At 63.7% G+C, this 26,826-nt stretch carries 28 protein-coding genes and 1 tRNA gene; 20 read left to right on the top strand and 9 right to left on the bottom strand.

The genetic code is table 11. The features are described 5' to 3' along the window. Window positions 1-128: 128 nt before the first annotated feature. The 5 genes from cysK to hrcA all read right to left on the bottom strand — a co-directional run bounded on the left by cysK (window position 129) and on the right by hrcA (window position 4,884). Window positions 129-1,109 (bottom strand): cysteine synthase A, encoded by a 981-nt coding sequence (gene cysK / locus M653_RS0106305; protein WP_027142562.1) that lies wholly within the window; start codon window positions 1,107-1,109, stop codon window positions 129-131. A 177-nt stretch (window positions 1,110-1,286) separates the two neighbouring features. Next, window positions 1,287-1,904, bottom strand: a complete 618-nt coding sequence (locus M653_RS0106300) for a LysE family translocator (protein WP_027142561.1) — start codon at window positions 1,902-1,904, stop codon at window positions 1,287-1,289. Between the two features lie 129 nt (window positions 1,905-2,033). Continuing rightward, a complete protein-coding gene (locus tag M653_RS0106295) occupies window positions 2,034-3,380 on the bottom strand; it encodes a sorbosone dehydrogenase family protein (protein ID WP_032935042.1) in 1,347 nt (448 codons plus the stop codon). A gap of 83 nt (window positions 3,381-3,463) precedes the next feature. After that, complete coding sequence (locus tag M653_RS0106290) at window positions 3,464-3,661, bottom strand: hypothetical protein (RefSeq protein WP_015314792.1); 198 nt, start codon at window positions 3,659-3,661, stop codon at window positions 3,464-3,466. A gap of 140 nt (window positions 3,662-3,801) precedes the next feature. Beyond that, the gene (gene hrcA / locus M653_RS0106285) at window positions 3,802-4,884 is read right to left on the bottom strand and encodes a heat-inducible transcriptional repressor HrcA (RefSeq protein ID WP_027142559.1); all 1,083 of its coding nucleotides are present in this window, start codon (window positions 4,882-4,884) and stop codon (window positions 3,802-3,804) included. A gap of 290 nt (window positions 4,885-5,174) precedes the next feature. On the opposite strand from hrcA, the gene rph reads away from it, so the two are divergent. The 5 genes from rph to M653_RS0106260 all read left to right on the top strand — a co-directional run bounded on the left by rph (window position 5,175) and on the right by M653_RS0106260 (window position 8,663). Continuing rightward, window positions 5,175-5,891, top strand: a complete 717-nt coding sequence (gene rph / locus M653_RS0106280; protein WP_027142558.1) for a ribonuclease PH — start codon at window positions 5,175-5,177, stop codon at window positions 5,889-5,891. 182 nt (window positions 5,892-6,073) lie between these two features. Further along, the gene (locus tag M653_RS0106275) at window positions 6,074-6,484 is read left to right on the top strand and encodes a VOC family protein (RefSeq protein WP_027142557.1); all 411 of its coding nucleotides are present in this window, start codon (window positions 6,074-6,076) and stop codon (window positions 6,482-6,484) included. Next, a complete protein-coding gene (gene rdgB / locus M653_RS0106270) occupies window positions 6,484-7,161 on the top strand; it encodes an RdgB/HAM1 family non-canonical purine NTP pyrophosphatase (protein ID WP_027142556.1) in 678 nt (225 codons plus the stop codon). The genes M653_RS0106275 and rdgB overlap by 1 nt, the downstream gene beginning before the upstream one ends. Then, the gene (hemW, locus tag M653_RS0106265; protein WP_027142555.1) at window positions 7,158-8,336 is read left to right on the top strand and encodes a radical SAM family heme chaperone HemW; all 1,179 of its coding nucleotides are present in this window, start codon (window positions 7,158-7,160) and stop codon (window positions 8,334-8,336) included. The genes rdgB and hemW overlap by 4 nt, the downstream gene beginning before the upstream one ends. A 3-nt stretch (window positions 8,337-8,339) precedes the next feature. Then, a complete protein-coding gene (locus M653_RS0106260) occupies window positions 8,340-8,663 on the top strand; it encodes a low molecular weight protein tyrosine phosphatase family protein (RefSeq protein ID WP_027142554.1) in 324 nt (107 codons plus the stop codon). Window positions 8,664-8,721: 58 nt separating this feature from the next. Here the strand turns inward: M653_RS0106260 and M653_RS0106255 are convergent, their stop codons facing one another. Beyond that, window positions 8,722-8,910 carry a hypothetical protein gene (locus M653_RS0106255; RefSeq protein WP_027142553.1) on the bottom strand — a complete coding sequence of 63 codons (189 nt, stop codon included), beginning with the start codon at window positions 8,908-8,910 and terminating at the stop codon, window positions 8,722-8,724. Window positions 8,911-8,917: 7 nt separating this feature from the next. After that, the gene (locus M653_RS0106250; protein WP_027142552.1) at window positions 8,918-9,103 is read right to left on the bottom strand and encodes a hypothetical protein; all 186 of its coding nucleotides are present in this window, start codon (window positions 9,101-9,103) and stop codon (window positions 8,918-8,920) included. Between the two features lie 168 nt (window positions 9,104-9,271). Between M653_RS0106250 and rsmI the strand changes: the two genes are divergently transcribed. Both rsmI and M653_RS0106240 read left to right on the top strand, forming a co-directional pair. Beyond that, window positions 9,272-10,168 (top strand): 16S rRNA (cytidine(1402)-2'-O)-methyltransferase, encoded by an 897-nt coding sequence (gene rsmI / locus M653_RS0106245; RefSeq protein WP_027142551.1) that lies wholly within the window; start codon window positions 9,272-9,274, stop codon window positions 10,166-10,168. Window positions 10,169-10,273: 105 nt separating this feature from the next. Beyond that, the gene (locus M653_RS0106240) at window positions 10,274-10,651 is read left to right on the top strand and encodes a YraN family protein (RefSeq protein WP_027142550.1); all 378 of its coding nucleotides are present in this window, start codon (window positions 10,274-10,276) and stop codon (window positions 10,649-10,651) included. A gap of 99 nt (window positions 10,652-10,750) precedes the next feature. On the opposite strand, the gene M653_RS0106235 is transcribed toward M653_RS0106240, so the two are convergent. Next, window positions 10,751-11,557: an undecaprenyl-diphosphate phosphatase gene (locus M653_RS0106235; protein WP_027142549.1), complete on the bottom strand. Its 807-nt coding sequence runs from the start codon at window positions 11,555-11,557 to the stop codon at window positions 10,751-10,753. A gap of 321 nt (window positions 11,558-11,878) precedes the next feature. Between M653_RS0106235 and M653_RS0106225 the strand changes: the two genes are divergently transcribed. The 9 genes from M653_RS0106225 (at window position 11,879) to M653_RS0106185 (ending at window position 20,699) form a co-directional block, all read left to right on the top strand. Beyond that, complete coding sequence (locus tag M653_RS0106225; RefSeq protein WP_015314714.1) at window positions 11,879-12,571, top strand: glutathione S-transferase family protein; 693 nt, start codon at window positions 11,879-11,881, stop codon at window positions 12,569-12,571. Continuing rightward, window positions 12,552-13,706: a tRNA epoxyqueuosine(34) reductase QueG gene (gene queG, locus M653_RS0106220; protein ID WP_027142548.1), complete on the top strand. Its 1,155-nt coding sequence runs from the start codon at window positions 12,552-12,554 to the stop codon at window positions 13,704-13,706. The genes M653_RS0106225 and queG overlap by 20 nt, the downstream gene beginning before the upstream one ends. Further along, window positions 13,703-14,617 (top strand): SDR family oxidoreductase, encoded by a 915-nt coding sequence (locus M653_RS0106215; protein WP_027142547.1) that lies wholly within the window; start codon window positions 13,703-13,705, stop codon window positions 14,615-14,617. The genes queG and M653_RS0106215 overlap by 4 nt, the downstream gene beginning before the upstream one ends. 58 nt (window positions 14,618-14,675) lie before the next feature. After that, window positions 14,676-15,764: a penicillin-insensitive murein endopeptidase gene (gene mepA, locus M653_RS0106210; RefSeq protein ID WP_027142546.1), complete on the top strand. Its 1,089-nt coding sequence runs from the start codon at window positions 14,676-14,678 to the stop codon at window positions 15,762-15,764. A 187-nt stretch (window positions 15,765-15,951) separates the two neighbouring features. After that, window positions 15,952-16,998: a glucokinase gene (locus M653_RS0106205; RefSeq protein WP_027142545.1), complete on the top strand. Its 1,047-nt coding sequence runs from the start codon at window positions 15,952-15,954 to the stop codon at window positions 16,996-16,998. Between the two features lie 78 nt (window positions 16,999-17,076). After that, window positions 17,077-18,936 (top strand): ABC transporter ATP-binding protein, encoded by a 1,860-nt coding sequence (locus M653_RS0106200; protein ID WP_027142544.1) that lies wholly within the window; start codon window positions 17,077-17,079, stop codon window positions 18,934-18,936. Then, window positions 18,933-19,778 (top strand): 4-hydroxy-tetrahydrodipicolinate reductase, encoded by an 846-nt coding sequence (dapB, locus tag M653_RS0106195; protein WP_032935040.1) that lies wholly within the window; start codon window positions 18,933-18,935, stop codon window positions 19,776-19,778. Before M653_RS0106200 ends, dapB begins: the two co-directional genes overlap by 4 nt. Before the next feature lie 92 nt (window positions 19,779-19,870). Further along, window positions 19,871-20,491: a 2,3-bisphosphoglycerate-dependent phosphoglycerate mutase gene (locus tag M653_RS0106190; protein WP_027142542.1), complete on the top strand. Its 621-nt coding sequence runs from the start codon at window positions 19,871-19,873 to the stop codon at window positions 20,489-20,491. 123 nt (window positions 20,492-20,614) lie between these two features. Further along, window positions 20,615-20,699: transfer RNA gene (locus tag M653_RS0106185), tRNA-Leu, on the top strand. Window positions 20,700-21,160: 461 nt separating this feature from the next. On the opposite strand, the gene M653_RS0106180 is transcribed toward M653_RS0106185, so the two are convergent. Beyond that, a complete protein-coding gene (locus M653_RS0106180) occupies window positions 21,161-22,546 on the bottom strand; it encodes a hypothetical protein (RefSeq protein WP_156938154.1) in 1,386 nt (461 codons plus the stop codon). A gap of 263 nt (window positions 22,547-22,809) precedes the next feature. Between M653_RS0106180 and M653_RS0106175 the strand changes: the two genes are divergently transcribed. The 4 genes from M653_RS0106175 to M653_RS0106160 all read left to right on the top strand — a co-directional run bounded on the left by M653_RS0106175 (window position 22,810) and on the right by M653_RS0106160 (window position 26,809). Continuing rightward, window positions 22,810-23,571 (top strand): DUF1883 domain-containing protein, encoded by a 762-nt coding sequence (locus M653_RS0106175; RefSeq protein WP_027142540.1) that lies wholly within the window; start codon window positions 22,810-22,812, stop codon window positions 23,569-23,571. Window positions 23,572-23,599: 28 nt separating this feature from the next. Next, a complete protein-coding gene (locus M653_RS0106170) occupies window positions 23,600-24,628 on the top strand; it encodes a hypothetical protein (RefSeq protein ID WP_032935039.1) in 1,029 nt (342 codons plus the stop codon). Window positions 24,629-24,809: 181 nt separating this feature from the next. After that, the gene (locus M653_RS0106165; RefSeq protein WP_027142538.1) at window positions 24,810-26,501 is read left to right on the top strand and encodes an FAD-dependent oxidoreductase; all 1,692 of its coding nucleotides are present in this window, start codon (window positions 24,810-24,812) and stop codon (window positions 26,499-26,501) included. Then, window positions 26,501-26,809 (top strand): UBP-type zinc finger domain-containing protein, encoded by a 309-nt coding sequence (locus tag M653_RS0106160; RefSeq protein ID WP_027142537.1) that lies wholly within the window; start codon window positions 26,501-26,503, stop codon window positions 26,807-26,809. The genes M653_RS0106165 and M653_RS0106160 overlap by 1 nt, the downstream gene beginning before the upstream one ends. Window positions 26,810-26,826: the final 17 nt, after the last annotated feature.

Genomic DNA, 26,826 nt, shown 5'->3' with positions numbered 1-26,826 from the left:
AGCGAGGTCGGATGAGGGGTACTCCAGGGAACACCAACGCCTCACTCCGCTGGAACACCCCTCAACCGTCTCGGCGCTACGCGCCGATCCACCTTCTCCCACAAGGGGAGAAGGGAAGAATGCGAGGGTTAAGCCCCCAGCCCCTCGAACAGGATCGTCGACAAATACCGCTCGGCGAAGTCGGGGATGACCACCACCAGCGTCTTGCCCTTGTTTTCGGGCCGCGAGCCGACGACGATTGCCGCCTGCAGGGCCGCGCCCGACGAGATGCCGACCGGCACGCCCTCGAGGCGGGCAATCAGGCGCGCATTGGCGACGGAATCCTCGTTGGAGACCTTGACGATCTCGTCATAGACCGTGGTGTCGAGGATCTTGGGCGCGAAGCCGGCGCCGATGCCCTGGATCTTGTGCGGGCCGGGCTGGCCGCCCGACAGCACCGGTGAGGCATCCGGCTCGACAGCGACGACATGCAGCGCGGGCTTGCGCTTCTTCAAGACCTGGCCGACGCCTGTGATCGTGCCGCCAGTGCCGATGCCGGCGACGAAGATGTCGATCTCGCCCTGGGTATCGTTCCAGATTTCCTCCGCTGTCGTCTTGCGGTGGATTTCCGGATTGGCCGGGTTTTCGAACTGCTGCGGAATGATGGCGTTGGGGATCGTCGCGGCCAGTTCGTCGGCCTTGGCGATGGCACCCTTCATGCCTTTCGGGCCTTCGGTCAGCACCAGCTCGGCGCCGAGCAGCGCCAGCATCTTGCGGCGCTCGACCGACATCGTCTCCGGCATGGTCAGGATCAGCTTGTAGCCCTTGGCGGCGGCGGCGAAGGCAAGGGCAATGCCGGTATTGCCGGATGTCGGTTCGATCAGCGTGGTCTTCCCGGGCGTAATCTTGCCGGCTGCCTCCAGCGCCTCGATCATCGACACGCCGATACGGTCCTTGACCGAGGCGATCGGATTGAAGAATTCGAGCTTGGCGACCAGATTGGCGACGATGCCCTTCTCCTTGGCAAACTTGTCGAGCCGTACCAGGGGCGTATCGCCGATCGTGTCGGTGATGGAATCGTAGATACGGCCACGGCCGGGCACGCGGGCTGAAGTGACAGGCTTGTTCATTGGTTTCGCTCCCTGGATTTCAGGCAATTGGCAGTAGCCGACAGAATAGGGCTTTCAGCCGCGCAAGATAGGCTGCGGCTGGAAAATATCCGAGTGGGGCCTGTGCTGAAAACGCCTGGCCCCCGGAAAAGCATTTCCCGAAACAGCCGGGCCAGGGAATGGTTCGGCCGAAACGACCTACTGGCGAGCAGCGATCGCCGCCGCCGCGCCGACCATGAAGGCGCCGGCTGTGCGGTTCAGCACCTTCAGTGCGCGCGGCGACTTCAGGAACCAGCGCGCCTTGGCCGCCAGCGCCAGGTAAGGCACCAGCACGACGAACAGGACGACGAGCGTCAGCGCGACGAGAATGCCGTAGTCGGCAAGCGTGATGGTCTTCAGGTCGACGATGGTCGGCGTGATGGCGAGATAGAAGATCATCGTCTTGGGATTGCCGAGCGTCACGGTGAGGCCGGCGATGAAGCTCGACAGCAAGCCGCCCTTGCCCTTCCTGGCTTCGATGGTTTCGGGCGTGATGCCGGCGGTCCAGAAGCGCCAGCCGAGGAAAGCGAGATAGGCGACGCCGGCCCATTTGATCGCCAGGAAAACCATGCCGAACTCCTGCGCGACGAAGGCCAGGCCCAGCACCACGGCGGTCAGATAAGTGAGATCGCCAAGCATCAGGCCGAAGGACATGGCGAGCGAAGAGCGAAAGCCCGAGCCCAGCGCACGTGCGACGAGCGCCGCGACGCCCGGGCCCGGGATGGCGGCGGCGACGCCGAGCGCGGCGCTGTAGGCAAGAAATCCGGTGAGGGTCATGGATGCGGTCTCGGATGAGGGCGCTTCATCGCATATATCTGAATGGAATTGAATTTACTGAGGGCTGGATTCGATTGCACCAGCTCCCTGTGAGACCTGGTGAGGGGGCCGGCGCTGCCAATAGACGGATCAGGACCGGCCGTCACTATAGGTCACGCGCCAGATTGTGCCGTTGCCGTCTTCGGTGACGATCAGCGCCCCGTCCTTGGCCACCGCGACGCCAACCGGCCGGCCCCAGACCTCGCCGTTGGAGACGACAAAGCCGGTCATGAAGTCCTCATATTCACCGGTCGGCTTGCCGTCCTTGAACTTGAGCCGCACCACCTTGTAGCCGGTCCTGTTGCCGCGGTTCCACGAGCCATGCAGGGCCACGAAGGCGTCGCCTTGATACTCGGCCGGAAAGCTTTTGCCATCGTAGAAAGCGATGTTGAGCGGCGCCGAATGCGCCTGCATCAACACGTCGGGAATATCAGCCTTGCCGGCGAGGTCGGGACGTTCGCCCTTGTGGCGCGGGTCCTCATTGTTGCCGATGTAATACCACGGCCAGCCATAGAAGGCACCTTCCCTGACCGTCGTCGCGTATTCGGCCGGCGTATTGTCGCCCAGCGCATCGCGCTCGTTGACGACGCACCACAGCGCGCCGGTCGCCGGCTGCACGGTCATGCCCGAACAATTGCGCAGCCCGGTGGCGACGATGCGTCCATTCCTGCCGTCGGGGTCGAAAGCCCGCACCTCGGCCCGGCCCGCCTCGGAACCCCAACTGGCGCCGAGCGGCTTCGACTTGACCCAGGCGTCGAGCCCGCCTCTGGGTCTTTTGCCCATGTCCTCGGCGATATTCGAGCCGGAGCCAACGGAGAGGTAAAGTGTCTTGCCGTCGGGCGAAAAGGCGATGTCGCGGGTCCAGTGGTGGCTCGACGGGATGTTGCCGACAATGGTTTGCGGTTCGCCCGAGGCCTTCAGATCGCCATTGCGGTAGGCAAAGCGCACGATGCTGTCGCTGTTGGCGACATAGACCCATTGCGGGTCATTGCCGGGTGGATGGAAGGCGATGCCATAGGGCCGGTTGAGGCCGCCGGCGAAGATGCTTTTCTCCGCGGCTTTCGCGCTTCCGTTCGTCAGCCGGTAGACACGGACCTGGTTGGCTTCGCTGTCGGCGACGAACAGGTCGCCGTTCGGCGCGACACGCACGACCCGCGGATTGTCGATGCCGGACGCAACGAGTTCCGCCGAAAAGCCGGGCGGCAGTTGTGGCTTGGCGCCTTGCGGCCTCTCCGTGAGGCCAGCGCCGTTCGAGGCGGATTTGGTGACATAGGGTCTCGGCAGGTCTTCCGGCTTGATCAACCGGCGCACGCCGGGCTTGTCCGCGCGCCAGTCGCCGAAGGCCGCCGGGCCTTTGAGCACGGGCCGGTCGGCCTGCTGGGCGAGAGTCGCGGTTGTGAGAAACAGTGCCGACATCGCCAGTCCGGCCAATCGCATCACTTCCTCCGCTCGGTCGTGAAGGAAATTAACGATCGGCTTGTCCGTGGGTTCCGTCACGCACGGTGAGCAAACTTCCGGGATCAGGTCCCGGCAGCGTAAAAATCGTCGTCCAGGCGCTTTTCCAGTTCCACGAGATCGGCCGGCAACGGCAGGCCCATGGCGCGCATTTCCCGCAGTTTTTCGCGCAGCTGTTCCTGAATTTCGTGCTGGTCCTCCGGCTGGTTGACCATTTCTTCGAGCAGCAGGCTGATCTGGGCCTTGAATGATTCCAGCGCCATTCTTTTTCTCCTTTGCAGCCGGTCCTTCGGTGTCGCACCAAAGGTATGTCGAGATTCGGGTCAGGCCGAGTCGAAAACGGTGGCACCGGAAGCGCAGGTATCAGCCGTTTGCAGGCCGGCATCACCTGAATATCAATGCCTTAGCGCAGCATACGGGAAATCAGCTGCGCCGTATAATCAACCATCGGCACGATGCGGGCATAGTTGAGCCGGGTCGGGCCGATGACGCCGAGCGCGCCGACGACGCGGGCGTCCTTGTCGCGATAGGGCGCCACCACCAGCGACGAGCCCGACAGCGAGAACAGCTTGTTTTCCGAACCGATGAAGATGCGCACGCCCGATCCCTCCTCGGCAAGGTCGAGCAGCTGGATCAATCCATCCTGCGTCTCCATGTCCTCGAACAGGTGGCGCAGCAATTCGATGTCGGCCTGGGCGGTGACGTTTTCGAGCAGATTGGCGCGGCCGCGCACGATGAGCCGGGCCGGCAGGCCGCTTTCGGCGCCCGCCCACACCGCCAGTCCCTTCTCGACGAGGTCCTGCGACAGCGTGTCGAGCGCCGCCCTCGTCTCTTCCTTGATGCGGGCGATCTCGGTGCGCGCCTCGGCCAGCGTGCGGCCGCGGATATGTGCGTTGAGGAAATTCGAGGCCTCGTGCAGCTGCGAGACGGTGATGCCGGCGGGCAGCTCGACGACGCGGTTCTCGACATCTCCATTCTGCGACACCAGCACGGCAAGCGCCTTGGTCGGCTCGAGCTGGATGAACTCGATGTGCTTCAGCGCCACCTCGTTCTTGGCGGCCAGCACCAGGCCGGCGCCGCGCGACATGCCCGACAGCATCTGGCTGGCCTCGGTCAGCATGTGCTCCAGCGTCGCGCCCGAGCCGGAGGCCCGCACCTGGGCCTCGATGGCGCGGCGCTCCTCGTCGGAGAGGTCGCCAAGTTCCATGAAGGCATCGACGAAGAAACGCAGGCCAGCCTGCGTCGGCAGACGCCCGGCCGAAATATGCGGCGCGTAGATCAGCCCGAGATGCTCGAGGTCGCTCATCACGTTGCGGATGGTAGCCGGCGACAGTGAGGACGGCAGGATGCGCGACAGGCTGCGCGAGCCCACGGGCTCGCCGTCCCTCAGATAGGAATCGACGATGCGCCGGAAGATGTCGCGCGAGCGCATGTCGAGCGATTGAAGCGCGGGCGACTGCGACGCGGGATCGACTGGCTTGGTCATTTGGCCAAAAACCTCCGGTTCAAGGATATAGACTTCGTTAGGCCGCGCGCAACCGGTGTCTGTGCCGGATCACCCCGGGCTGTCTGTGTCGGATCACCTCGGGGTCTGTGCCAGATCACCTCGGTGTCTGTGCCAGATCACCTCGGTGTCTGTGCCAGATCACCTCGGTGTCTGTGCCAGATCACCTCGGTGTCTGTGTCAGATCGCCGGTCCGTTTTCCTTTGCGCGCTGCCCCCCTTGCGTCTAAAAGCCGGCCACGATTTCAAGAAACTGACAAGAAAGCAGGCCGAATGCGCCCCTCCAAACGCCAATTCGACGAAATGCGCGCCATCTCCTTCGAGCGTGGCGTCTCCAAACACGCCGAAGGCTCCTGCCTGGTGAAGTTCGGCGACACGCACGTCCTGTGCACCGCGAGCCTCGAGGAAAAGGTGCCGGGCTGGATGCGCAATTCCGGCAAGGGCTGGGTCACGGCGGAATACGGCATGCTGCCGCGCTCGACCGGCGAGCGCATGCGCCGCGAGGCCTCCGCCGGCAAGCAGGGCGGCCGCACGCTGGAGATTCAGCGCCTGATCGGCCGCTCCTTGCGCGCCGTGGTCGACCTGCAGGCGCTGGGTGAACAGCAGATCACCGTCGACTGCGATGTCATCCAGGCCGACGGCGGTACCCGCACCGCTTCGATCACCGGCGGCTGGGTGGCGCTCTATGATTGCCTGCGCTGGATGGAAGCCCGGCAGATGGCCAGCGTTTCGAAAGTGCTGAAAGACCATGTCGCGGCGATTTCCTGCGGCATCCATGACGGCCAGCCGGTCATCGACCTCGATTATGTCGAGGATTCCTCGGCCGGCACCGACGCCAATTTCGTCATGACCGGCAAGGGTGGCATCGTCGAGATCCAGGGCACGGCCGAGGGCGAACCTTTCTCCGAGGACCAGTTCGCGACGCTTATGGGCCTGGCCAAGAAGGGCATTTCCCGGCTGGTCAGCCTGCAGCAGATGGCGGTGGCGTAGGGTTTAATGCCGAGCTTGAACGCCCCCCTCTGGCCTGCCGGCCATCTCCCCCTCAAGGGGGGAGATCGGATACGGTCTCGGCCTTCGCTGGTTTTCAGCGTTGCTGGGTGTGCGACAACATCGAAATTGCCAATCTCCCCCGTTGAGGGGGAGATGCCCGGCAGGGCAGAGGGGGGCGCCTCGTGACTCCCTCCGCCATCCTGGAATCCGCCCTCTACGTCACCGATCTCAATGCCGCTGAACACTTCTACACCGACGTCCTCGGCCTCCCCCTGCTCGGCAAGGTCGACGGCCGCCACCTTTTCTTCCGCAGCGGCCCTGGCGTCCTGCTCGTCTTCAACGCCGAGGCGACCAAAATTCCGCCCGCACCGGACGCGAAGCTGAAAGTGCCGCCGCATGGCGCGGTCGGCGAGGGTCATCTGTGCTTTGCCGCCAGCGCCGCTGAAATCGACGGCTGGAGAACACATCTTCAGGCGAAGAAAATCGCCATCGAAAGCGAATTCGAATGGCCGCAAGGTGGCCGTTCGATCTATATACGCGACCCCTCGGGCAATTCGATCGAGTTCGCCGAGCCAAGAATCTGGGGCCTTTGATGCATTCACCAAACCTCCATACGCTAGATGGCAAGAAGATCGTCGTTGCCAGCCACAACGCCGGTAAGCTGCGCGAATTCGCCGACCTGATGGGTCCATTCGGCTTCGAGGCGAAGTCGGCCAAGGAGTATGGCCTGCCCGAACCGGACGAAACCGGCACCACCTTCGAGGAGAACGCCTACATCAAGGCCTTCGCCGCCGCAAAGGCGACCGGCCTGCCGGCGCTGTCGGACGATTCCGGCCTCTGCGTCGACGCGCTCGACGGCGCGCCCGGCGTCTATACCGCCAACTGGGCCGAGACGCCGGAGGGATCGCGCGATTTCGCCATGGCCATGCAGCGCACCGAAGTCGCGTTGCAGGAAGTCGGCGCCGCCACGCCCGAACGGCGCACGGGCCGCTTCGTCGCCGTCATCTGCCTCGCCTTTCCCGACGGCGAGGCCGAATACTATCGCGGCGAGGCCGAGGGCACGCTGGTCTGGCCGCCGCGCGGCGAGCTCGGCTTTGGCTACGATCCGGTGTTCTTGCCCAATGGCTTCGACAAAACCTTCGGCGAGATGAGTGCCGAGGAAAAGCACGGCTGGAAGCCAGGCCAGGCGACGGCGCTGTCGCACCGCGCCCGCGCCTTCCAGAAATTCGCCCAAGCTCGGCTTGATTCGGTCAGGCTTGGCTCCGCATGATCGGACCCGCAGCCACCATGGCGCTCGACCGCAGTCCCGGCTTCGGCGTCTACGTGCATTGGCCATTCTGCGCGGCCAAGTGCCCCTATTGCGACTTCAACAGCCATGTCCGCCACCAGCCGGTCGACCAGGAGCGCTTTGCCGCCGCCTTCGAGGCCGAGTTGGCGACGATGCGCCAGCGCACCGGGCCGCGCGACGTGACCAGCATTTTTCTCGGCGGCGGCACGCCGTCGCTGATGAAGCCGGAAACGGTGGCCAGGGTTCTGGATGCGGTGGCCAGGAACTGGACGGTGCGCGATGGCATCGAGGTGACGCTCGAGGCCAACCCGTCCTCGGTCGAGGCGGAGCGTTTCCGTGGCTACCGGGCGGCGGGGGTCAACCGCGTCTCGCTCGGCGTGCAGGCGCTGAACGACAAGGATTTGCGCTTTCTCGGCAGGCTGCACAATGTCGAGGAAGCCTTGCACGCCATTGGGCTCGCGCGCGAAATCTTTCCGCGCCTGTCCTTCGACCTGATCTATGCGCGCCCCGGGCAGACGCCGGAAGATTGGCAGGCGGAACTCGAACAGGCGATCGGCCATGCCGCCGACCATCTGTCGCTCTATCAGCTGACCATCGAGGAAGGCACGCCCTTCCATGCGCTGCACGCGGCGAAGAAATTTGTCATTCCCGACAACGATCACGCCGCCGATCTCTACGCGTTGACGCAGGAAATCACATCGGCGCACGGCCTGCCGGCCTACGAGATTTCCAACCACGCCAGGCCGGGCGCCGAGAGCCGGCACAATCTGACCTACTGGCGCTACGGCGAATATGTCGGCGTCGGTCCAGGCGCGCATGGCCGCTTCATCGAGAACGGCCATCGCGTGGTGACGATTGCCGAGAGAATGCCGGAGACCTGGGCCAATCTGGTCGAGGCCAAGGGCCATGGCATCACCGGCGGCGAACTCCTGACGCGCTCCGAGGAGGCCGACGAGTTTCTTTTGATGGGGCTCAGGCTCGCCGAAGGCATTGACCTCTCCCGCTACGAGGCGTTTTCCGGACGCGGCCTATCGAGCGCGCGGCTGTCGGTGCTGCAGGGTGAGGGGCTGGTGGCGCCGATCGGCAATGCGCGGCTGCGCGCCACGCCGGCCGGCATGATCGTGCTCGACGCCGTGGTGGCGGACCTGGCGCGCTAACCATTGAAAAACGTCCTCTTCGTCTGCGGCCAAAACCGCTTGCGCAGCCCTACCGCCGAGCAGGTGTTTTCCACGCGGCGCGACATAGAAGTCGCCTCGGCCGGCACCAATCCTGATGCCGACACTCCGCTGACGCACGAACTTGTCGTCTGGGCCGACATCATCTTTGTCATGGAGAAGATCCACCGGACGAAACTGCAGAAGAAATTCAAGGCCAGCCTGAAGGCGGCCAAGGTCATCTGCCTCGACATCCCGGACGACTACGAATTCATGGACCCGGAGCTGATAGCGCTTCTGAAGGCGCGCGTTTCACGATATCTGGACTGAGCGCCTGGCCGGCGTTCGCCCCTCCGCCTTCGCGGCCGCCTCGCCGATCTGAGCCAGATCAGGCGTCGTGTTTGTGGCGGTGCTTTCCGCGCTCCTTCTCTGCATGCGTCTCGCCGCTCCGGACCGGCTTGGCGCCGTCTTTGTCGCGGCGGCCACGGTGCTGGTCGCCTATCGGAGATTGCGGTACGCCGTTGCGGGCGGTTTTCGTTTCAAGACGGGTGATGAAGATATCGAAGCGATTGGGCATCGTCCGGTCAGTGCTCCGTCGTGCTATCGGGTTTGTTGTCGGAAAGCCTGACGTCTGTTGGCAAGGCACTCGCGGCCTGCTTGGTCAGGCTGGTGTCGTTCCGGGCTGGCAGCCGTTTGTCCTGGCGTGCGGCACTCCGGCTGCGGCCGGCATAGTAAGGCTCGAAAGCGTCCTGTATCGTGAGGCTGTCCATCCTGTCCTCCCTTGGGAATCAGGGGCTAAATCTGCCAAACCCGGTTTCGTTCCCTACTGTGGCGAAGGAATGGCGATTGCCTTACATCGGTGCGAGTTTTGCAAGCCGGCGCCAGCCATGCCAAACAAGATTTGGCGGGCCAGACAGGCCTGAACGGAGACGGCATTGGTGACTGGCGAGACGGGCAAGCGCAGCTATGTGGTCGGGCAGGCCGAGATCGCGGCTCGTCCGCTCGATCCGGCGCTCTATCTGGTGGCGACGCCGATCGGCAACCTCGCCGACATCACGCTGCGCGCGCTGGAGACGCTGGCCGCCGCCGACATCGTCGCCTGCGAGGACACGCGTGTCTCGCGCGTGCTGCTCGACCGCTACGGCATTCGCCGCCGCACCACCGCCTATCACGAACACAATGCCGGCGAGGCCGGGCCGAAGCTGATCGCGGCACTCGAAGCCGGCCAGAGCGTGGCGCTGATTTCGGATGCCGGCACGCCGCTGGTCTCCGATCCCGGCTACAGGCTGGTCGGCGAGGCGCTCGACCAGGGCATTCGCGTCGTGCCGATCCCCGGCCCGTCGGCGCCGCTTGCCGCGCTGACGGCGTCGGGCCTGCCATCCGATGCCTTCCTGTTCGCCGGCTTTTTGCCGGTCAAGGTTGGCCAGCGGCTGTCACGGCTGGAGACACTGAAGGCGGTGCCGGCGACGCTGATCTTCTTCGAGTCGCCGCGCCGGCTGGCTGAGTCGCTCGGCGCCATGGTCGAGGCGCTGGGCGGCGAACGCAAAGCCGCCATCGGCCGGGAATTGACCAAGACGTTCGAGGAAATGCGCACCGGCACGCTGCAGGTGCTCGCCGACCATTATGCGGCGGCCGATACGCCGAAGGGCGAGATCGTCGTTTGCATCGGCCCCGCCGAGGCCAAGGCCGACGAACCCGAAGACATCGATCGTCTGCTTTTGTCGCTCGCCGCCGAAATGCCGGCCTCCAAGGCGGCGGCGGAAGCCGCTAAAATGACCGGCGGCCAGAAGCAGGCGCTCTATCGGCGGCTGCTCGAGCTCAAGGACAGACCATGATCCCGAACCGAGGGTCAGCGAATGCAAAAAGTGAAAGCCGGTTTTCTCGGACAAACGGTTTCGTTTGTCCAGAAGCCGTGGTCGAGCAAAGTTCCGGAGCCGGCGATGGCTGAACGCCCGAGCGCCAGCCGCCAAAAGGCCTACCGGCGCGGCCATCGCGGCGAATGGCTGGCGGCTGCCGCGCTGATGCTGAAAGGCTACCGGATCCTGGCGCGCCGCCACCGCACGCGCTTTGGCGAGATCGACCTGATCGCGCGGCGCGGCGACCTGGTGCTGTTCGTCGAGGTCAAGGCGCGCCGCACGCTGATCGAAGCCATGGACGCGATCGGCCACGAATCGGAGCGCCGTATCGAGGGTGCGGCCGACATTTGGCTGTCGCGCCAGCCGGACTATGGCAGGCTGTCGATGCGCTTCGACATGGTTGCCGTGCTGCCCTGGCGCTGGCCCGTGCATGTCCCGAATGCGTTTTATGGGAGGAGTTGAGAGCGGCAAAACATGCTTCGTCATCCATGGGCGGAGCAGGAGCGAAGCGACGTCGCGGAGACCCGTGGATGACGAAGGCGCGGAGGTGCGGACCGCTCCTCACCCCCAGATCATCAACGTCACCAGGCCGACAACACCCACCACCAGCCGCCACCAGCCGAACAGCGAGTAGCCGTTGCGCGAGACGTAATCGAGCAGGAAGCGCACCACGAACAACGCCGTGACGAAGGCGGCGACGAAGCCGATGGCGATGATCGGCAGGTCGGCCGAGGTCAGCACGTTGCGGTTCTTGAACAGGTCGAAGGCGAACGCGCCGACCATGGTCGGGATGGCGAGGAAGAAGGAAAATTCCGCCGCCGCCCGCTTGTCGACACCCAGGAGCAGCGCGCCGACGATGGTCGAACCCGAGCGCGATGTGCCGGGGATCAACGACAGGCACTGGAAAAGCCCAATCTGCAGGTAAAGCCTGGTCGGAAAGCGCTCGACGTCGCGATAGACCGGCTTGAGGTTCATGCGGTCGACGACCAGCAGCACCACGCCGCCGATGATCAGCATGATGCAGATCAGTCTTGGCGATTCGAACAGCACCGTCTTGATGAAGTCGTGCGCCAACGCGCCGATGACCGCGGCCGGCAGGAAGGCAATGAGGATCCCGATGACGAAATGCCGCGTCAGCCGGTCATGCGGCAGGTCGAGCAGCATCTGCCACAGGCGCCGGAAATAGACGCTGAGGATCGCCAGGATGGCGCCGAGCTGGATCAGGATCTCGAAGGCCTTGCCGGTCGACTGGAAGCCGAGGAAATGGCCGGCGAGCAGGATATGGCCGGTCGAAGACACCGGTATGAATTCGGTCAACCCTTCCAGCAGGCCAAGCAGCAGGGCTTCGACGATGGTCTGGCTTTCCATTTCTACCTCGGCGTTGGCGTGACGGCTAACAGAATGGCTTGCTTGTCATGGCGCCGAAGTCCCCCTATAGGTCGCAACACCCCTGACGGCCCGCTAACCGGGCGGCCAAGACTTACCGGTGCGCCCTGCGATTCGCCAGTGTGGCAATCCGGAATTCGCCACACTCCGGACGAGCGCGATGCGCGAATTCCGGATTCTGAGCCACACTGTCAACTTTGAGTTCTAATGTGGTTTGGATTTGAAGTTCCTGAACGCGGATGCCATTGAGGGGCAGGAACTTCAAATCCAAACCACATTAGTGCGCTTTATCATCGCGGAACCATGCTGACGCTTTTCCACCATCCCATGTTCGCCACCTGCCGCTTCGTCCGCCTCGCCTTTGGCGAGTATGGCGAGGAGCTGGCGCTGATCGAGGAAAAGCCGTGGACGCGGCGCAAGGAGTTTCTGGCGCTGAATCCGGCCGGCACGCTGCCGATCCTGCTGGCCGAGGGCGACGTGCCGATCATCGGTGCGACGGTGATCTCGGAATATCTCGACGAGACGCGCGGTGTGCTCAAGCGCGACAAGCGGCTGTTCGCCGAGGACCCGATGCAGCGCGCCGAAATCCGCAGGCTGATCGACTGGTATCTCAACAAGGCCGAAAGCGAAGTGACGCGCCATCTGGTGCGCGAGCGCGTGTTGAAGCCGGTGATGCCGGAAACGGCGGGCGGCGGCTCGCCCGATTCGGGCGCCATCCGCGCCGCGCGCGCCAACATCCGCCAGCACATGAAATACACCAACTGGCTGGCCGGCACCCGTCATTGGCTGGCCGGCGGCAGGGTCACCTATGCCGATCTGGCGGCCGCCGCGACGTTGTCGGTGCTCGACTATCTCGGCGAGATCGACTGGCGCGAACACCCCGCCGCGCGCGAATGGTACACGCGGGTGAAATCGCGGCCTTCGTTCCGGCCGCTCCTGACCGACCGCGTGCGCGGCCTGTCGCCGGTGTCGCACTATGCGGACCTCGACTTCTGACGCGTCAAAACTGCGTGCGCTGATCGACGCGGAGGCGCGGCGCGCCGGCTTCGATGCCGTTGCCGTCACCACTCCCGATGCGATCCCGCTGGCGCCGGCCCGGCTGGCCGAATTCGTCGCCGACGGCTTTCACGGCACCATGGACTGGATCGCCGAAACGATTGCGCGCCGTAGCGAGCCTTCCACGCTGTGGCCCGACGTGCGCTCGATCGTCGTGCTGGCGATGAATTATGGGCCTGACCATGATCCGCGCAACGTGCTGGCCCGGCGCGACCGGGCTGCGATCTCGGTCTATGCGAAAAACCGCGACTATCACGAGGTGATGAAAGGTCGGCTGAAGGAAATCGCCGGCAAGATCGTCGCGCGCGCCGGCGGCGACGTGAAGGTCTTCGTCGATACCGCACCCGTCATGGAAAAGCCGCTGGCGGAGGCAGCAGGGCTGGGCTGGCAAGGCAAGCACACCAATCTGGTCAGCCGCGTGCACGGCTCGTGGCTGTTCCTCGGCACCATCTTCACCACGGCCGAGCTGGTGCCGGATAGCGCCGAGATCGACCATTGCGGCTCCTGCCGCGCCTGCCTCGACGCCTGCCCGACCGACGCGTTTCCGGCGCCTTATCGGCTCGATGCGCGGCGCTGCATCTCCTATCTCACCATCGAGAACAAGGGGCCGATCCCGCATGAATTCCGCGAGGCGATCGGCAACCGCATCTATGGCTGCGACGACTGCCTCGCGGCTTGCCCGTGGAACAAGTTCGCAAGTGCGGCTTCGGAGGCCAAGCTCGCCGCGCGCGACGATTTGCGCGAGCCTGAACTCGCCGACCTTTTGGCCCTCGACGATGCTGCCTTCCGCGCCTTCTTTTCCGGCTCGCCGATCAAACGCATCGGCCGCGACCGCTTTGTCCGCAACGTGCTGATCGCCGCCGGCAATTCCGGCGAGGCCGCGCTTGCCGATAGCGTCCGGGACCTGCTCGGCGACGCCTCGCCGCTGGTGCGGGGCGCGGCAATATGGGCGCTGGCGCGGCTGGTGCCGGAAACCGAATATGCCGAACGGGCCGCGAACGGCCTGAAGAGCGAGGGCGATGGCGCCGTCCGCGAGGAATGGCGCCTGGCACGGCCAAACAGGATGCATGCATGAACGAAAAGCGGATCCTCATCTTCGGTGCCGGCTATTCGGGCAAGGCCTTTGGCCGCGCCAATAGGGGAGCCGCCCNGATCTTCGGCACGACACGCTCCGAGGAAAAATTCGAAGCGCTGCGCCAAGCCGGCATCGGCCCGCTGCTGTTCGATGGCGCGCTAACCGGCGAAATCGGCGAAGCGCTGGAGAAAACCACCCATCTGGTGATTTCCGTCGCTCCGGAGGAAGCCGGCGATCCCGTGCTGAATGCCGCCCGCGAGGCGATCGCAGGGATGCCTGACCTGCAATGGATCGGCTATCTCTCGACCGTCGGGGTCTATGGCGATCATGGCGGTGCCTGGGTCGATGAAACGGCCGCGTGCCGGCCGGTTTCGAAGCGCTCGACGATGCGGGTCGAGGCCGAGCAGGACTGGTTGACGCTTGGCGAGGACATCGACCGGCCGGTGGCGATCCTGCGGCTGTCGGGCATTTACGGTCCGGGCCGCAACGCGCTGGTCAATCTGGAAAACGGCACGGCCAGGCGGCTGGTCAAGCCGGACCAGGTCTTCAACCGCATCCATTGCGACGACATATCGGGCGCGCTGTGGCATCTGATCGGCGGCAATACGGGCGGCATCTTCAACGTCACCGACGATGAGCCGGCGCCGCCGCAGGATGTCGTCGCTTATGCCGCTTCGCTGATGGGTGTCGCGCCGCCGCCTGAAATTCCCTTCGAGACCGCCCAACTTTCGCCCTTGGCGCGGTCCTTCTATGGCGAGAACAAGCGGGTCGCCAACGCGGCGATCAAGGCGGCGGGCTATCGGTTTCGCTTTCCCGACTATCGCGCCGCCTTCGACCATATGTGGGCAAGCGGCGACTGGCGCGATGGCGCGCCGCGCAGTCCGATGAAGGCCGCGAAGGGATTAGGATGATCGAAGCGCGGCGCTTGGCGTGGTATGATTCGGCGTTGGAGGCACGGGGGTGCGGTTCATGAAATCATCGACGCGATCGCCTGGCGCCAGAAATTCGGTGTTGGCGGCAGCGCTGGCCCTGGCAGGTCTCGCCGCGCAGCCCGCAGCGGCCGAGGAACGGGCAAAAGACCTGTTCGGCGCCGAGAAACTGCCGACGGCTGCCGCGGCGCAATCATTCGGCTTCTATTCCAAGGGCTGTTTTTCCGGCGGCGTCGCCATCCCCATGGATGGCCCGACCTGGCAGGTAATGCGTCCATCGCGCAATCGCCGCTGGGGCCATCCGGCGCTGATCGCCCTGATCGAGAGATTGTCGCGCGATGCCGTCGCCGACGGTTGGCCCGGCCTGCTGATCGGCGACATCGCGCAGCCGCGCGGCGGCCCGATGCTGACCGGCCATGCCTCGCACCAGATCGGGCTCGACGCCGACATCTGGCTGACGCCGATGCCCGACCGCACGATGAGCAGGGCGCGGCGCGAGACCATGAGCGCCACGCTGATGGTCGACGACAAGACGCATCTGGTGAAGGATGCGCTGTGGACGCCGCGGCATACGGCGTTGCTGAAGCGCGCGGCGAGCTATCCGCAGGTCGAGCGCATCCTGGTCAATCCGGGCATCAAGAAGAAGCTCTGCGACACCGTCAAGGGCGACCGCTCCTGGCTGCGCAAGATCAGGCCGTTCTGGGGCCACGATTATCATTTTCACATGCGCATCGGCTGTCAGCCGGGCTCGCCCAATTGCAAGGCGCAGGAAGCGACACCGGATGATGACGGCTGCGGCAAGCCGCTGGCCTGGTGGTTCACGCAGGAGCCGTGGCGGCCCAACAAGAACCCGGATGCGCCCAAGGCCCGCGACCTGATGACGATGGCCAACCTGCCCAAGGAATGCCGCGCGGTGCTCGACGCGCCGGGGCCTGCCTCGGCCGAGGCCGCGACCTATCACGGCGACACGGTGCCGATCGCGGTGGCGCCCGCGCCCGTACCCGAAACGCCATCGCTGCCCGCCGTCACGGCCAGCAGCACGGCCGGCCTGCCAAGCGCGTTGAACGCCTTCACGGCGACACCCGAGGTAGGCGTGCCGGTGCCGCGTCCACGCCCGCCCGCGAAGTGATTGTCGGGCGCCGTCGGCAAGCTCAATCGGTTTAGCTGCCTGCTTTCATGAAACAGTGGCCGTTTGGCCGCAGAACCTCTCCCTGCGCGTCGCCGGGTCCGAAAACCGTTTCCCTTTTCAAACTCATGCGCTAGTCAACGGAAGAACGGCGAAATGCCATCGAGGGCGCCGGGGGACGGACGAGAGCATGCCAAGCACAGGCGATGACGAGACTTTGCTGCGGTTTCCGATCCTGATCGGCGATATCGGCGGCACCAATGCGCGCTTTTCGATCGTGCTCGACGCCAATTCCGAGGCCGGCGAGCCGACCATCGTCCAGACCGCCAATTACAGCACCATCGACGAGGCGATCCAGTCGGCCGTGCTCAATCGCTCCTCGGTCCGACCCAATTCGGCTGTGCTGGCGGTGGCCGGTCCGGTCGATGGCGACGAGATCGAACTCACCAACTGTCCCTGGGTCGTCAAGCCCCGGCAGATGTTCGCCAGCCTCGGCCTGAGCGACATCGTCGTGCTCAACGATTTCGAGGCGCAGGCGCTGGCCGTCGTCGCGCTCGGCGAAGAGCAGATGGAAAAGATCGGCGGCGGCACGCCGGAGCCCAATGCCGGCCGCGTCGTGCTGGGACCGGGAACCGGGCTCGGCGTCGCCGGGCTGGTCCACGCGCTGCATCACTGGATACCGGTGCCCGGCGAAGGCGGCCATATGGACATCGGGCCGCGTTCGGCCCGCGATTTCCAGGTATTCCCGCACATCGAGAAGCTCGACGGCCGCATTTCGGGCGAGCAGATCCTGTCCGGGCGAGGCCTCGTCAACGTCTACCGGGCGGTGGCCAGGGCGGACGGCAAGCCATCGCCCTTCACCACGCCAGCCGAGGTCACCGCTGCGGCGCTGGCCAAGACCGATCCTGTGGCGCAGGAAGCGCTGGAGACTTTCGTCACCTGCCTTGGCCGCACCGCCGGCGACCTTGCCTTGGTGTTCATGAGCCGGGGCGGCGTGTTCCTCACCGGCGGCATCGCGCAAAAGATCGTACCGGCGCTGAAGAAGGGCAATTTCCGCGCCGCCTTCGAGGACAAGGCGCCGCACGGCGCGCTGATGCGCACCATGCCGGTCTATGTCATCACCCATCCGCTGGCGGCGCTCCTCGGCCTTGCCGCCTATGCCAGGAACCCCTCGCTGTTCGGTGTCCAGACATCGGGCCGGCGCTGGCGCGACGAAGTTAGTCACCCCAAGGCATAGGCAAGCCGGCTGCTTGGCGTTAATAGGGGTGCCGAATTGCCCGGCCACGGGAAGCCGAAACCGACAAAGCCCTCTGATTTGACACTTCAAACTCCAAACAAGCTGAAAGCCCGGCCCGGCGAGGTCACAGCGGTGCTGCGCCGCATTCTCGCTGAGAACAGCCATGACTATCGCTGGACCTATGTGATGGTCATCACCTGCTCGCTGATCGTTTCGGGCACGACCGCCTTCACGGCCTGGATCATGGCCCCGATGGTCAACCAGATCTTCTACGAACGGCGTGGCGATGCGATCGTCTGGATCTGCGCCGGCTTCATGGCGGCCTTCCTGCTGCGCGGCTTCGCCGGCTATGGCCAGGCGGTGGCGCTGGCCAAGATCGGCAACAATCTGGTGGCGCGCTACCAGAAGCGCATCTTCGATCACCTGATGAAGCTCGGCGTCGGCTTCTTCAACGACACACGCTCCGGCCGGCTGGCGGCGCAGGTCAACGAAAACGTCGGCGGCATCCGCGACCTGCTGTCGTTGACGCTGACCTCGATTACCCGTGACGCCGTGACGCTGATCGGGCTTCTCGGCGTCATGGTCTACCAGGATCCGGTCCTGTCGCTCAGTTCGCTGCTGATCGGGCCGCCGCTGATCTGGGCCGTCGTCTACCTCACCCGCCGCGTACGGCGCATAACCCGGGAATCGGTGCTCATCAATTCGCGGCTGATCGGCGCGGTTCAGGAAGCCACGCAAGGCATCGCCATCGTCAAGGCCTTCACCATGGAGGACGAGCTGTCGGGCCGCATCGGCAAGCTCGCCAACGACGCCGAACAGCGCTCCAACAAGATTGCCCGCGTCTCCGAACGGCTGTCGCCGATCTCCGACATGCTGGCTGGTCTCGCCGTCACCTCCGTCATCGCCTATTCCGGTTACCGGGCGCTGGTTCTGGGCCAGCCGCCGGGCGCGGTCTTCTCGTTCATCACCGCGCTGATCCTGGCCTATGACCCGGCGCGGCGCCTGGCGCGCATGCAGGTCGGCATGGAACGGGCGCTGGTCAACGCGCGCATGATCTACGAACTGCTCGACCTCGAGCCGAAGCAGGGCGACGCTCCAGGCGCCACACAGGCACATTTCACCACCGGCGAAGTACGCTTCAGCAACGTGTCCTTCCGCTATGTCGAGGAGGCGCCTGTCCTTCAGGGTCTGAGTTTCGTCGCCGCCGCCGGCAAGATGACCGCCGTCATCGGTGCGTCCGGCGCCGGCAAGACGACGCTGGTGGCGCTGCTGCAGCGCTTCTACGACGTCGAGAGCGGCACGATCGAGATCGACGGCCAGGACATTTCCAAGGTCACCAAACAGTCGCTGCGCGGCTCGATCGCCTATGTCTCGCAGGCGCCCTATCTGTTCGAAGGCACCATCCGCGACAACATCCGCTATGGCCGCCCCTCGGCGACCGACGCCGAGATCGAACAGGCCGCGCGCCTGGCCGCGGCCGACGAGTTCATCCGCCAGCAGCCGCAAGGCTATGACACGCCGGTCGGCGAGAATGGCGCCACACTCTCCGGCGGCCAGCGCCAGCGTGTATCGATCGCCCGTGCCATCGTGCGCCAGGCGCCGATCCTGTTGCTCGACGAGGCGACATCGGCGCTCGACAACGAGGCCGAAGCCCGTGTCCAGCAGGCGCTCACCAAGGTCATGGAAGGGCGCACCACCATCGTCATCGCGCACCGCCTGTCGACCGTGGTCAATGCCGACCACATCATCGTGCTGGAACAGGGCCATCTGGTCGAAGAGGGTACGCACGCCTCGCTGATGGCCGACCCGCACGGCGTCTATGCCCGTTTCCACCGGATACAGGGGGTCAAGGGCCTGGGGCTTGTCGACGACAGCGCGCCGGCCGAGATTTCGGTTCAGGAATTAGAGACCGGGAACATCGCCGGGAGCACGGCATGAGCGAAACATCGGCAATATCAGGCGAGCCGGCAAGCGATATGGGACTTGTGGTGGTCGGCGCGGCCGGCCGCATGGGCCAGACGCTGATCCGCGCCATCCATGCCATTCCGGGCGCCCGCGTCATCGGCGCGGTCGAACGCGCGGATTCGCCTCATCTGGGCAAGGATGCAGGCGAACTTGCAGGCGTCGGCCGCATCGATGTGCCGATCGGCAGCGATCCGCTGCCGGTCTTCGCCAGGGCCGACGGCGTGCTCGATTTCACCACCCCGGCCTCGACGGTCGAGTTCGCCGGCTACGCGGCGCAGGCGCGCGTCGTCCATGTCATCGGCACGACCGGCTGTTCGGCCGACGACAATGCGAAAATCGCTGCCGCCGCGCGCCACGCGACCATCGTCAAGTCGGGCAATATGAGCCTCGGCGTCAACCTGCTGGCGGTGCTGGTCGAACAGGCGGCGCGCGCGCTCGATGCCGATGATTTCGACATCGAGATCCTTGAAATGCACCACAGGCACAAGGTCGACGCGCCTTCGGGCACCGCGCTTCTGCTCGGCGAGGCCGCCGCCGCCGGGCGCGGCATTGCACTGGCCGGCAATGATGTGCGTTCACGCGACGGCCACACGGGTGTGCGACAAACCGGCTCGATCGGTTTCGCCGCGCTGCGCGGCGGCTCGGTGGTCGGCGACCACAGCGTGATCCTGGCCGGCACCGGCGAGCGCATCACGCTGTCTCACCATGCCGAGGACCGCGCCATCTTTGCCCGCGGCGCGGTCAAGGCCGCACTTTGGGCGCGCGGCAGGAAGCCGGGCCTTTACTCAATGCGGGATGTGCTCGGGCTTGCCTGAAACGACCCTGAACCATCTTCGTTCTTACGCAAGTCCGGACGGAAAACCGCTACACAGTTTTCCTGGAATGCTCAGACCCCAGAGGAGCAAAAATGTCGAGAACTCTCGTGCTCGTGCGCCACGGCCAGAGCGAATGGAATTTGAAAAACCTGTTCACCGGCTGGCGTGACGTCGACCTGACCGAGCAGGGCCATGCCGAGGCCAAGGCCGCCGGCCAGAAGCTCAAGGCGCGCGGCCTGAAATTCGACATTGCCTTCACCTCGGCACTGGTCCGGGCGCAGAAGACTTGCCAGCACATTCTCGACGCCGTCGGCCAGAGCGACCTGAAGACCATTCGCGACCAGGCGCTCAACGAGCGCGACTATGGCGACCTCTCCGGTCTCAACAAGGACGATGCGCGCAAGAAATGGGGCGAGGAGCAGGTGCATGTCTGGCGCCGCTCCTACGACGTGCCGCCGCCCGCCGGCGAAAGCCTGAAGGACACCGGCGCCCGCGTCTGGCCCTACTACCTGCACGATCTGCAGCCGCATGTGCTGCGCGGCGGCACCGTGCTGGTCGCCGCCCACGGCAATTCGCTGCGTTCGCTGATCATGGCGCTGGACGGCAAGTCGGGCGAGGAGATCGTCAAGCTGGAGCTCGGCACCGGCGTGCCTGTCATCTACCAGCTCAACACCGATTCGACCGTGGCCTCGAAGGAAGTGCTGGAAGGCTGACGGCTGGCGAGTTGCGGTGGCGGGCCTCCACCAGCTTTGCTAAAGCGACTTCCCAGCTTTTGGCGTCCTGTTCCAAAAAGCGCGTTGACAGCAATCGCTTGCCCGCTTATTGAGCCCGCACCAGCCCAGATGGCGGAATTGGTAGACGCGCACGGTTCAGGTCCGTGTTCCGCAAGGAGTGGAGGTTCGAGTCCTCTTCTGGGCACCATTTTTCCCGACTACCAACGGGATCAAGAAGATAAGCCTTTTGAATTCAATGCGCTCGCCTTGTGTGTTACAAAGGTGTGCAGCAATGCATTTCCGTCTGGTCAGATCCATGAAGCGAACAGGCACCATCAACTAGCAATTCAATCAGCGCATTCCGGCGGACGTGCGGTAGGCATCACGCTCCACATTCCGGTTGGCCGGCAGATCGTAAAGAAAACGGTCACCTCCAAGGATATACTGTCCGCGTGTCGCTGCGGGCCTCCGCTCCAAGGGAAATCAAGATGCGCCAAGCCCAAGTGACCGGCTATTTGGAAACCGTATGCCAAGGCCTACGAGAGTCACCTTTGGTCTTGTCGCACCGATAGGCCGTGGCGCTTTCCCGTGCAGCGCCAATAGGGGTACGGGGGGGAAGTCTCGCCCCACGCTCAGGCGAGATGGGGCCGTACATTTTTGCCTCAATTTTCATTGGAGAGTTGCAAGATTTGGGATAGCCGTCGCTGCGGCTGTCTCGCGTTTAGCTGCTAGATATTTCTCGGCCTCTACAAACATCCTGTCCGCATCGGGTTGCATTGGAGAGCGGACGTTCAACGCCTCAAGTAATCCTTCCCGGGTGACTACGAAGACGCCAAGCTGCTCAGCAGTCTCGACCTCCGCAGCTATCTCTTCACGAGTTCTCGACGTTACGATGACGGGTAACGGCTTCACCCCGCTGTGAATTGAGACCCGCAAGGCTTCCTTTACGCGGTTCACTCGCGCCACAAGGTTGGCCAGCTTGTTCTCCGTCCGCAATAGACCTGTTGTGCACTCGATAACTGCTAGTCGCCCCTGAGGGGTAAAAGCCAGTACGTCGGGCCCGTCAGTCATCCTCGGAGAGTTGCCTAGGTGGGCGACCGAGAAACCAAGATACCCGAGCAACCAAGCGACTGCCTGCTCAAAATCAGAAGACCGCATTGACTTGGATTTTCCGGGGTCTGCGAAAAGAAAATCTGCCAGTATGCTGGACTGCGGGTCGAAGGTCTCGAAGACCACTCTCCGTATGTTCTGACTCTGGTTTTGATCTCTGATCCAAGCAAAGTGCACAGCTCGGTCACGATATCGGACAATGCATTGCACCAACGCTCCCTCCGGGATGGGTATCTCCTTCACGCCGCGCAGGAAGTTTCCGTCACGTGACCATGACAACTCTGCGCCGGGGATGACATAGCGTTCTACCACTCGGCCACCACTCTCTATACGAATGCCCAAGCTGACGCTTGCAGGATCGAGGCTAGGACTCATCTGAACTGTCGGACTGGCTGTCTTGCCGGATATCGGAGAAGCGTAAACCACCCACGCGACGGGGTTGGCGATCATCTCGAAGACAACGCCCCGCGATTGCGGAAAGCCCATGTTGAAATACGTTGATAGTTCCCCAACGTTGTCGAAGGGCACCTCTGCCGAGCGCAATTCCCAATCAACATCGGGGACGGCGAAAGGCATAGCCATCTGGGTCGGCTCGATGATGAGAACGCTAAGCCGATTCTGCGCGGCTATGCCCTCCTCGTGGAATGGAATGAACCTTGATCGTTGTGTTTCGTCAAACGACAAGGCAAGCGGCCCGTCAGGAGTGTTGATCTGTCCCGCGCAAAACTCTTCGAACACATCGCGCACAGCTTCCTTGCCGTTCGCCAAGCGGAATTCGCCCACACGAATCCGGGGCGTACTAAACGTTGGCTTAAGGGGGACATCGGGATCACTGGATAGAAACAGACGGCCCCGAAACAGATTCCAGGTCTGATCCTCCCGGTAAGCGATATAGTGAAAGGAGGGGGAAACGTGCGCCTCGGCGAACGCATCAGCTTCAGCCAAGAAGCGCTCAAATAGGGCTTGTAAGTGCTGCATTTGACGGACTTTGCGAGTCGTTCGGAGGCCCACTCTTAGTAAAGCTTCGCGTTGCCAAGGGCAACGAGACGCGGCGTAGCGACCGATCCCAAGTTGTCTCTGGCCGCCTGTTTAGTCCTAAGACCTCGCGCAACGGGAAGATCCCTAAGTTTCAGGGGACCAGCTACGATGGGACTCCAGTTTTGCCCCGACTCACTTCATAAATCGGAAGCCTGTGATGGGGTAAGACAATGCAATTCACACAATACGACTTGGGCCACTGCTCGCGTGGCGAAATAATCGAAGTCACTTTGACCAACGGCGCAAACGTCCGACTAATGGATAATTCCAACTTTTCTGCATTTAAGCAGGGCCGCTCTTATCGTTTTCAAGGGGGGCTTGCGACACGCTCCCCCGTTAGGCTTCAAGTCCCACACTCAAGTCACTGGTATGTCACCGTCGATGTGGACGGCTTGCGAAATGGTACAAGGTCGTCGGTTAGGAAAATCCCCGGGCCTCTTCCCGAAATTCGAGAGGCCCCGCTTTCGACGGTGCCCAGCCTTGTCCGCGACGTTGCTCCTGAGGCCCTAGCCCTCGCTGGGGCATATGACGTATTCATTTCCCACGCGTCGGAAGACAAAGAAGAAATAGTTCGAGAACTGGCGACTGCGATTCGCTCGCGGGGACTCAAAGTTTGGTATGACGAATTTGAGCTTCGAATAGGGGACAGCCTTCGTCGCAAGATTGACCATGGGCTTGCAAACAGCCGTGTGGGCTTGGTCATTCTGTCGGAAGCTTTTTTCAAGAAGGGTTGGACGAACTACGAATTGGACGGGATCGTGAGCCGATCGGTGAACGGTGAACAACAGTTGCTGCCGATATGGCACAAGGTATCGAAAGCGGACGTAATGCGCTTTAGCCCGTCCCTCGTAGACAAGGTGGCACGTAGCACCCTTGACAACACTCCGGATGAAATCGCCACCGAGATAGCTGAATTGTTGGACGGCAGATAGTTGGCGCATCAGTGACAGGCACGAGTTTGTGACAGACCATTCCGACATTGAGGAGCGTATCCGTCATTTTCAGCAGCAGCTGAGTCGCTTTGGTGGGTCACGTTCCCCGCTGCAACTTGACTTAGATGGCGACCGATTGGTGGTAGCAGGCCCTGTGATCTACAGCGTCCCGCTGTCATGGAACTTTCGCGAATTTCTCCTGTCCTATGGATTAGGCGTTATCGGCCGCCACGTCGTCAACGCTGAAACCGACAAGCAGAATCCGAAGCATTCCCTTGCCAAGCAACTTATGGCTGCCCGCCTGGTCACCGCTGAGGGGGAGGGCACGGCGCGGCTCTTAGGCGTAAGCTGCGAATTGGACGCGTTTATTCATTTGAGCTGGGACTTGTTCACCGTAGCCGACAATGTTGGCGTCCAAGCCGCGCTTATCGAGCGTCTGAAGAAACCGTCGCTCTATCAGGGTGCCCGATACGAGGTCTTTGTGGCTGCCTCGTTTTTGCGCGGGGGCTTTGCAATTGAATTCGAGCGAGAGGATGACCCCACGCGAAGGCACTGTGAATTTACAGCCACCAGCAAGAGCACTCAGAAGTCATATTCCGTCGAGGCCAAAAGCCGGCACCGGACGGACAGCGGCGTAGAGCAGGCTGGAATTTTGCGACTTGTGCAGAAGGCGCTGGGCAAGCAAGCGGATCATGAGCGCATCACATTCATTGACGTGAACCTGCCACACGATACCGCAGAATTTTATCGAGTGCCCTGGCACAGGGAGGTCGGCACTACGTTGAGTGAGCTAGAGTCCCGGCAGGACCCAAAACGCCTCTGGCCGCAATCCATCGTGTTTTTCACTAACGGCACTTTCTCCACGGGCAAATTCGCGAATGGTAGAATTTCAACAACCATCATCACAGCCATCAATCACCCACTATTCCAACAACAGGATCGAAGACGCGTCGAAACTGCGTATCCCGAATTCGGCCGGCTGTGCCATTCAGTCCAAGACCTAGGCGAGCCCCCTGAGGACTTTCCGGGACACGGAACGGGATTTGTCAGTGTGTGACGCCACTGTGTTACAACATCATGAAATGGAAGAGGCGCAGAGCTCAATCCTCTTCTGGGCACCAGAATGCCGTTTCGAGCCGTTCGATCGGTTCAGAAGCTCAAGCCAGTGACCTCCCCTCCTGGCCAGTCCCCACACAAACCGCTTCAAACCGCGCTCCTGCTTCGCTACGCTCGCTCCCATGTCTCAATCCGCCGCCGCGATCTTCGGCGCCCGCCGCGACCAGGCCTTTCCAGCGCTGGCCGAGGCGGACATCGATCGCATGCGCCGGTTCGGTGAGGCTAGCGCCTATGCCGCCGGCGAGCACATTTTCGAGGCCGGCGATGTGTCTCCGGGGTTGATCGTCGTCCTGTCGGGCAAGGTGGACATCACGCAGGACGGCAAGCTCGGCCGGCGCGAGACGATCGTCACCCATGGTCCGGGCAGCTTCGTCGGCGAGCTGGCGCAGCTTTCGGCCCGTCCCGCGCTGGTCAATGCGCAGGCGGCCGAGCCGGTGCAGGCGTTCGTCATCTCCTCGCAGAGGTTGCGCGACCTGATGGTGCAGGAGGCCAATCTCGGCGAGCGCATCATGCGGGCGCTGATCCTGCGCCGCGTCGGGCTGCTCGAGAGCGGCACGATCGGTCCGATCATCGTCGGACCGGCCGACAATGGCGACGTCCTTCGCCTGCAGGGTTTTCTCGCCCGCAGCGGCCAGCCCCACCGCGTGCTCGATTCCAAAACCGATCCTTGCGCGAAGACCCTGTTCGAGCACTTCCATGTCGATCCCCACCATTTGCCGGTCGTGCTGTGCTCGAACGGCAGGCTGCTGCTCAATCCCGCGGAGAAAGACCTCGCCCGCTGCATCGGCCTGCTACGGCCGGTCGACGCCAGCAAGGTCTATGACGTCGCCATTGTCGGCGCTGGACCGGCCGGGCTGGCGGCGGCGGTCTACGCGGCCTCCGAAGGCCTGTCGACCATCGTGCTCGATTGCCGAGCCTTCGGCGGGCAGGCGGGCGCCTCGGCGCGCATCGAGAACTATCTCGGCTTCCCCACGGGCATTACCGGCATGGCGCTGATGGCGCGCGCCTACAACCAGGCGCAGAAATTCGGCGTCGAGATGGTCATTCCCGACGAGGTGAAGCTGCTCGGTGCCGCCACCGACGGCGCGCGCTACCAGCTTGCCGTCGGCGACGACGAGACGGTGCGCACGCGCTCGGTGGTGATCGCCAGCGGCGCGCGCTATCGCCGCCTCGATGTCGCCAATCTCGCCGAGTTCGAGGGCACATGCGTGCATTATTGGGCCTCGCCCATCGAGGCACGGCTTTGCGGCGGCCAGGAAGTGGCACTGGTCGGCGCCGGCAATTCGGCTGGCCAGGCGGCCGTCTTCCTGGCCAGCCATGTCGGGAAAGTGGCGCTGCTGGCGCGTGGCGGCAGTCTCGAAGCCTCGATGTCGCGTTACCTCGTCGAGCGCATCAGGGCGCAGCCGAACATCGAGGTGCTGACCGGCACCGAGGTCGAGGCGCTGGACGGCGAGGAAGGCAATCTTGCCACGGTCCGCTGGCGCGACCGCTCGAGCGGCGCCTCGACGACGCGGCCGATCCGCCATCTCTTCCTGTTCATCGGCGCCGACCCGAATACCGACTGGCTCGCCCAATCCGACGTGGCGCTGGATGCCAGGGGTTTCATCCGCACCGGATCGGACATAGCATCGGCGCATGGCCTGATGGAGACGAGCCGCAGCGGCGTGTTCGCCATCGGCGACGTGCGCTCCGGCTCCGTCAAACGCGTCGCGGCGGCTGTCGGCGAAGGCGCTCAGGTGGTGGCCGCATTGCATGCATTTCTTGCGCGGGAAGGCAGCCATGCCGACGCGCCTCAACTGGTCGGGGGAGTGTGATGGCGGACGAGTGCAGACACGCGGCTGGGATCAAGGACGTGACGCCGAGCGCGCTCGGCTGCGAGGAATGCCTGAAGAGCGGCTCGTGGTGGGTGCATCTGCGGCTCTGCCGCACCTGCCGCCATGTCGGTTGCTGCGACGATTCCCCCAACCGCCACGCCACCGAGCATTTTCATGCCACCAGCCATCCCGTCATAGAGGGCTATGACCCGCCGGAAGGCTGGGGCTGGTGTTATGTCGACGAGATCTTTCTCGACCTCGGCGACCGTACCACCCCGCAGAACGGACCGATCCCGCGATTTTACTGAGTGCTTCGGCGAGCTGG

This window comes from Mesorhizobium sp. WSM3626 (genome assembly GCF_000513935.1).
GTDB classification, from domain to species: Bacteria; Pseudomonadota; Alphaproteobacteria; order Rhizobiales; family Rhizobiaceae; genus Mesorhizobium; species Mesorhizobium salmacidum.
The sequence above is the reverse complement of the archived record's forward strand: the minus strand, read 5'-3'. Positions and strand labels throughout refer to the sequence as shown.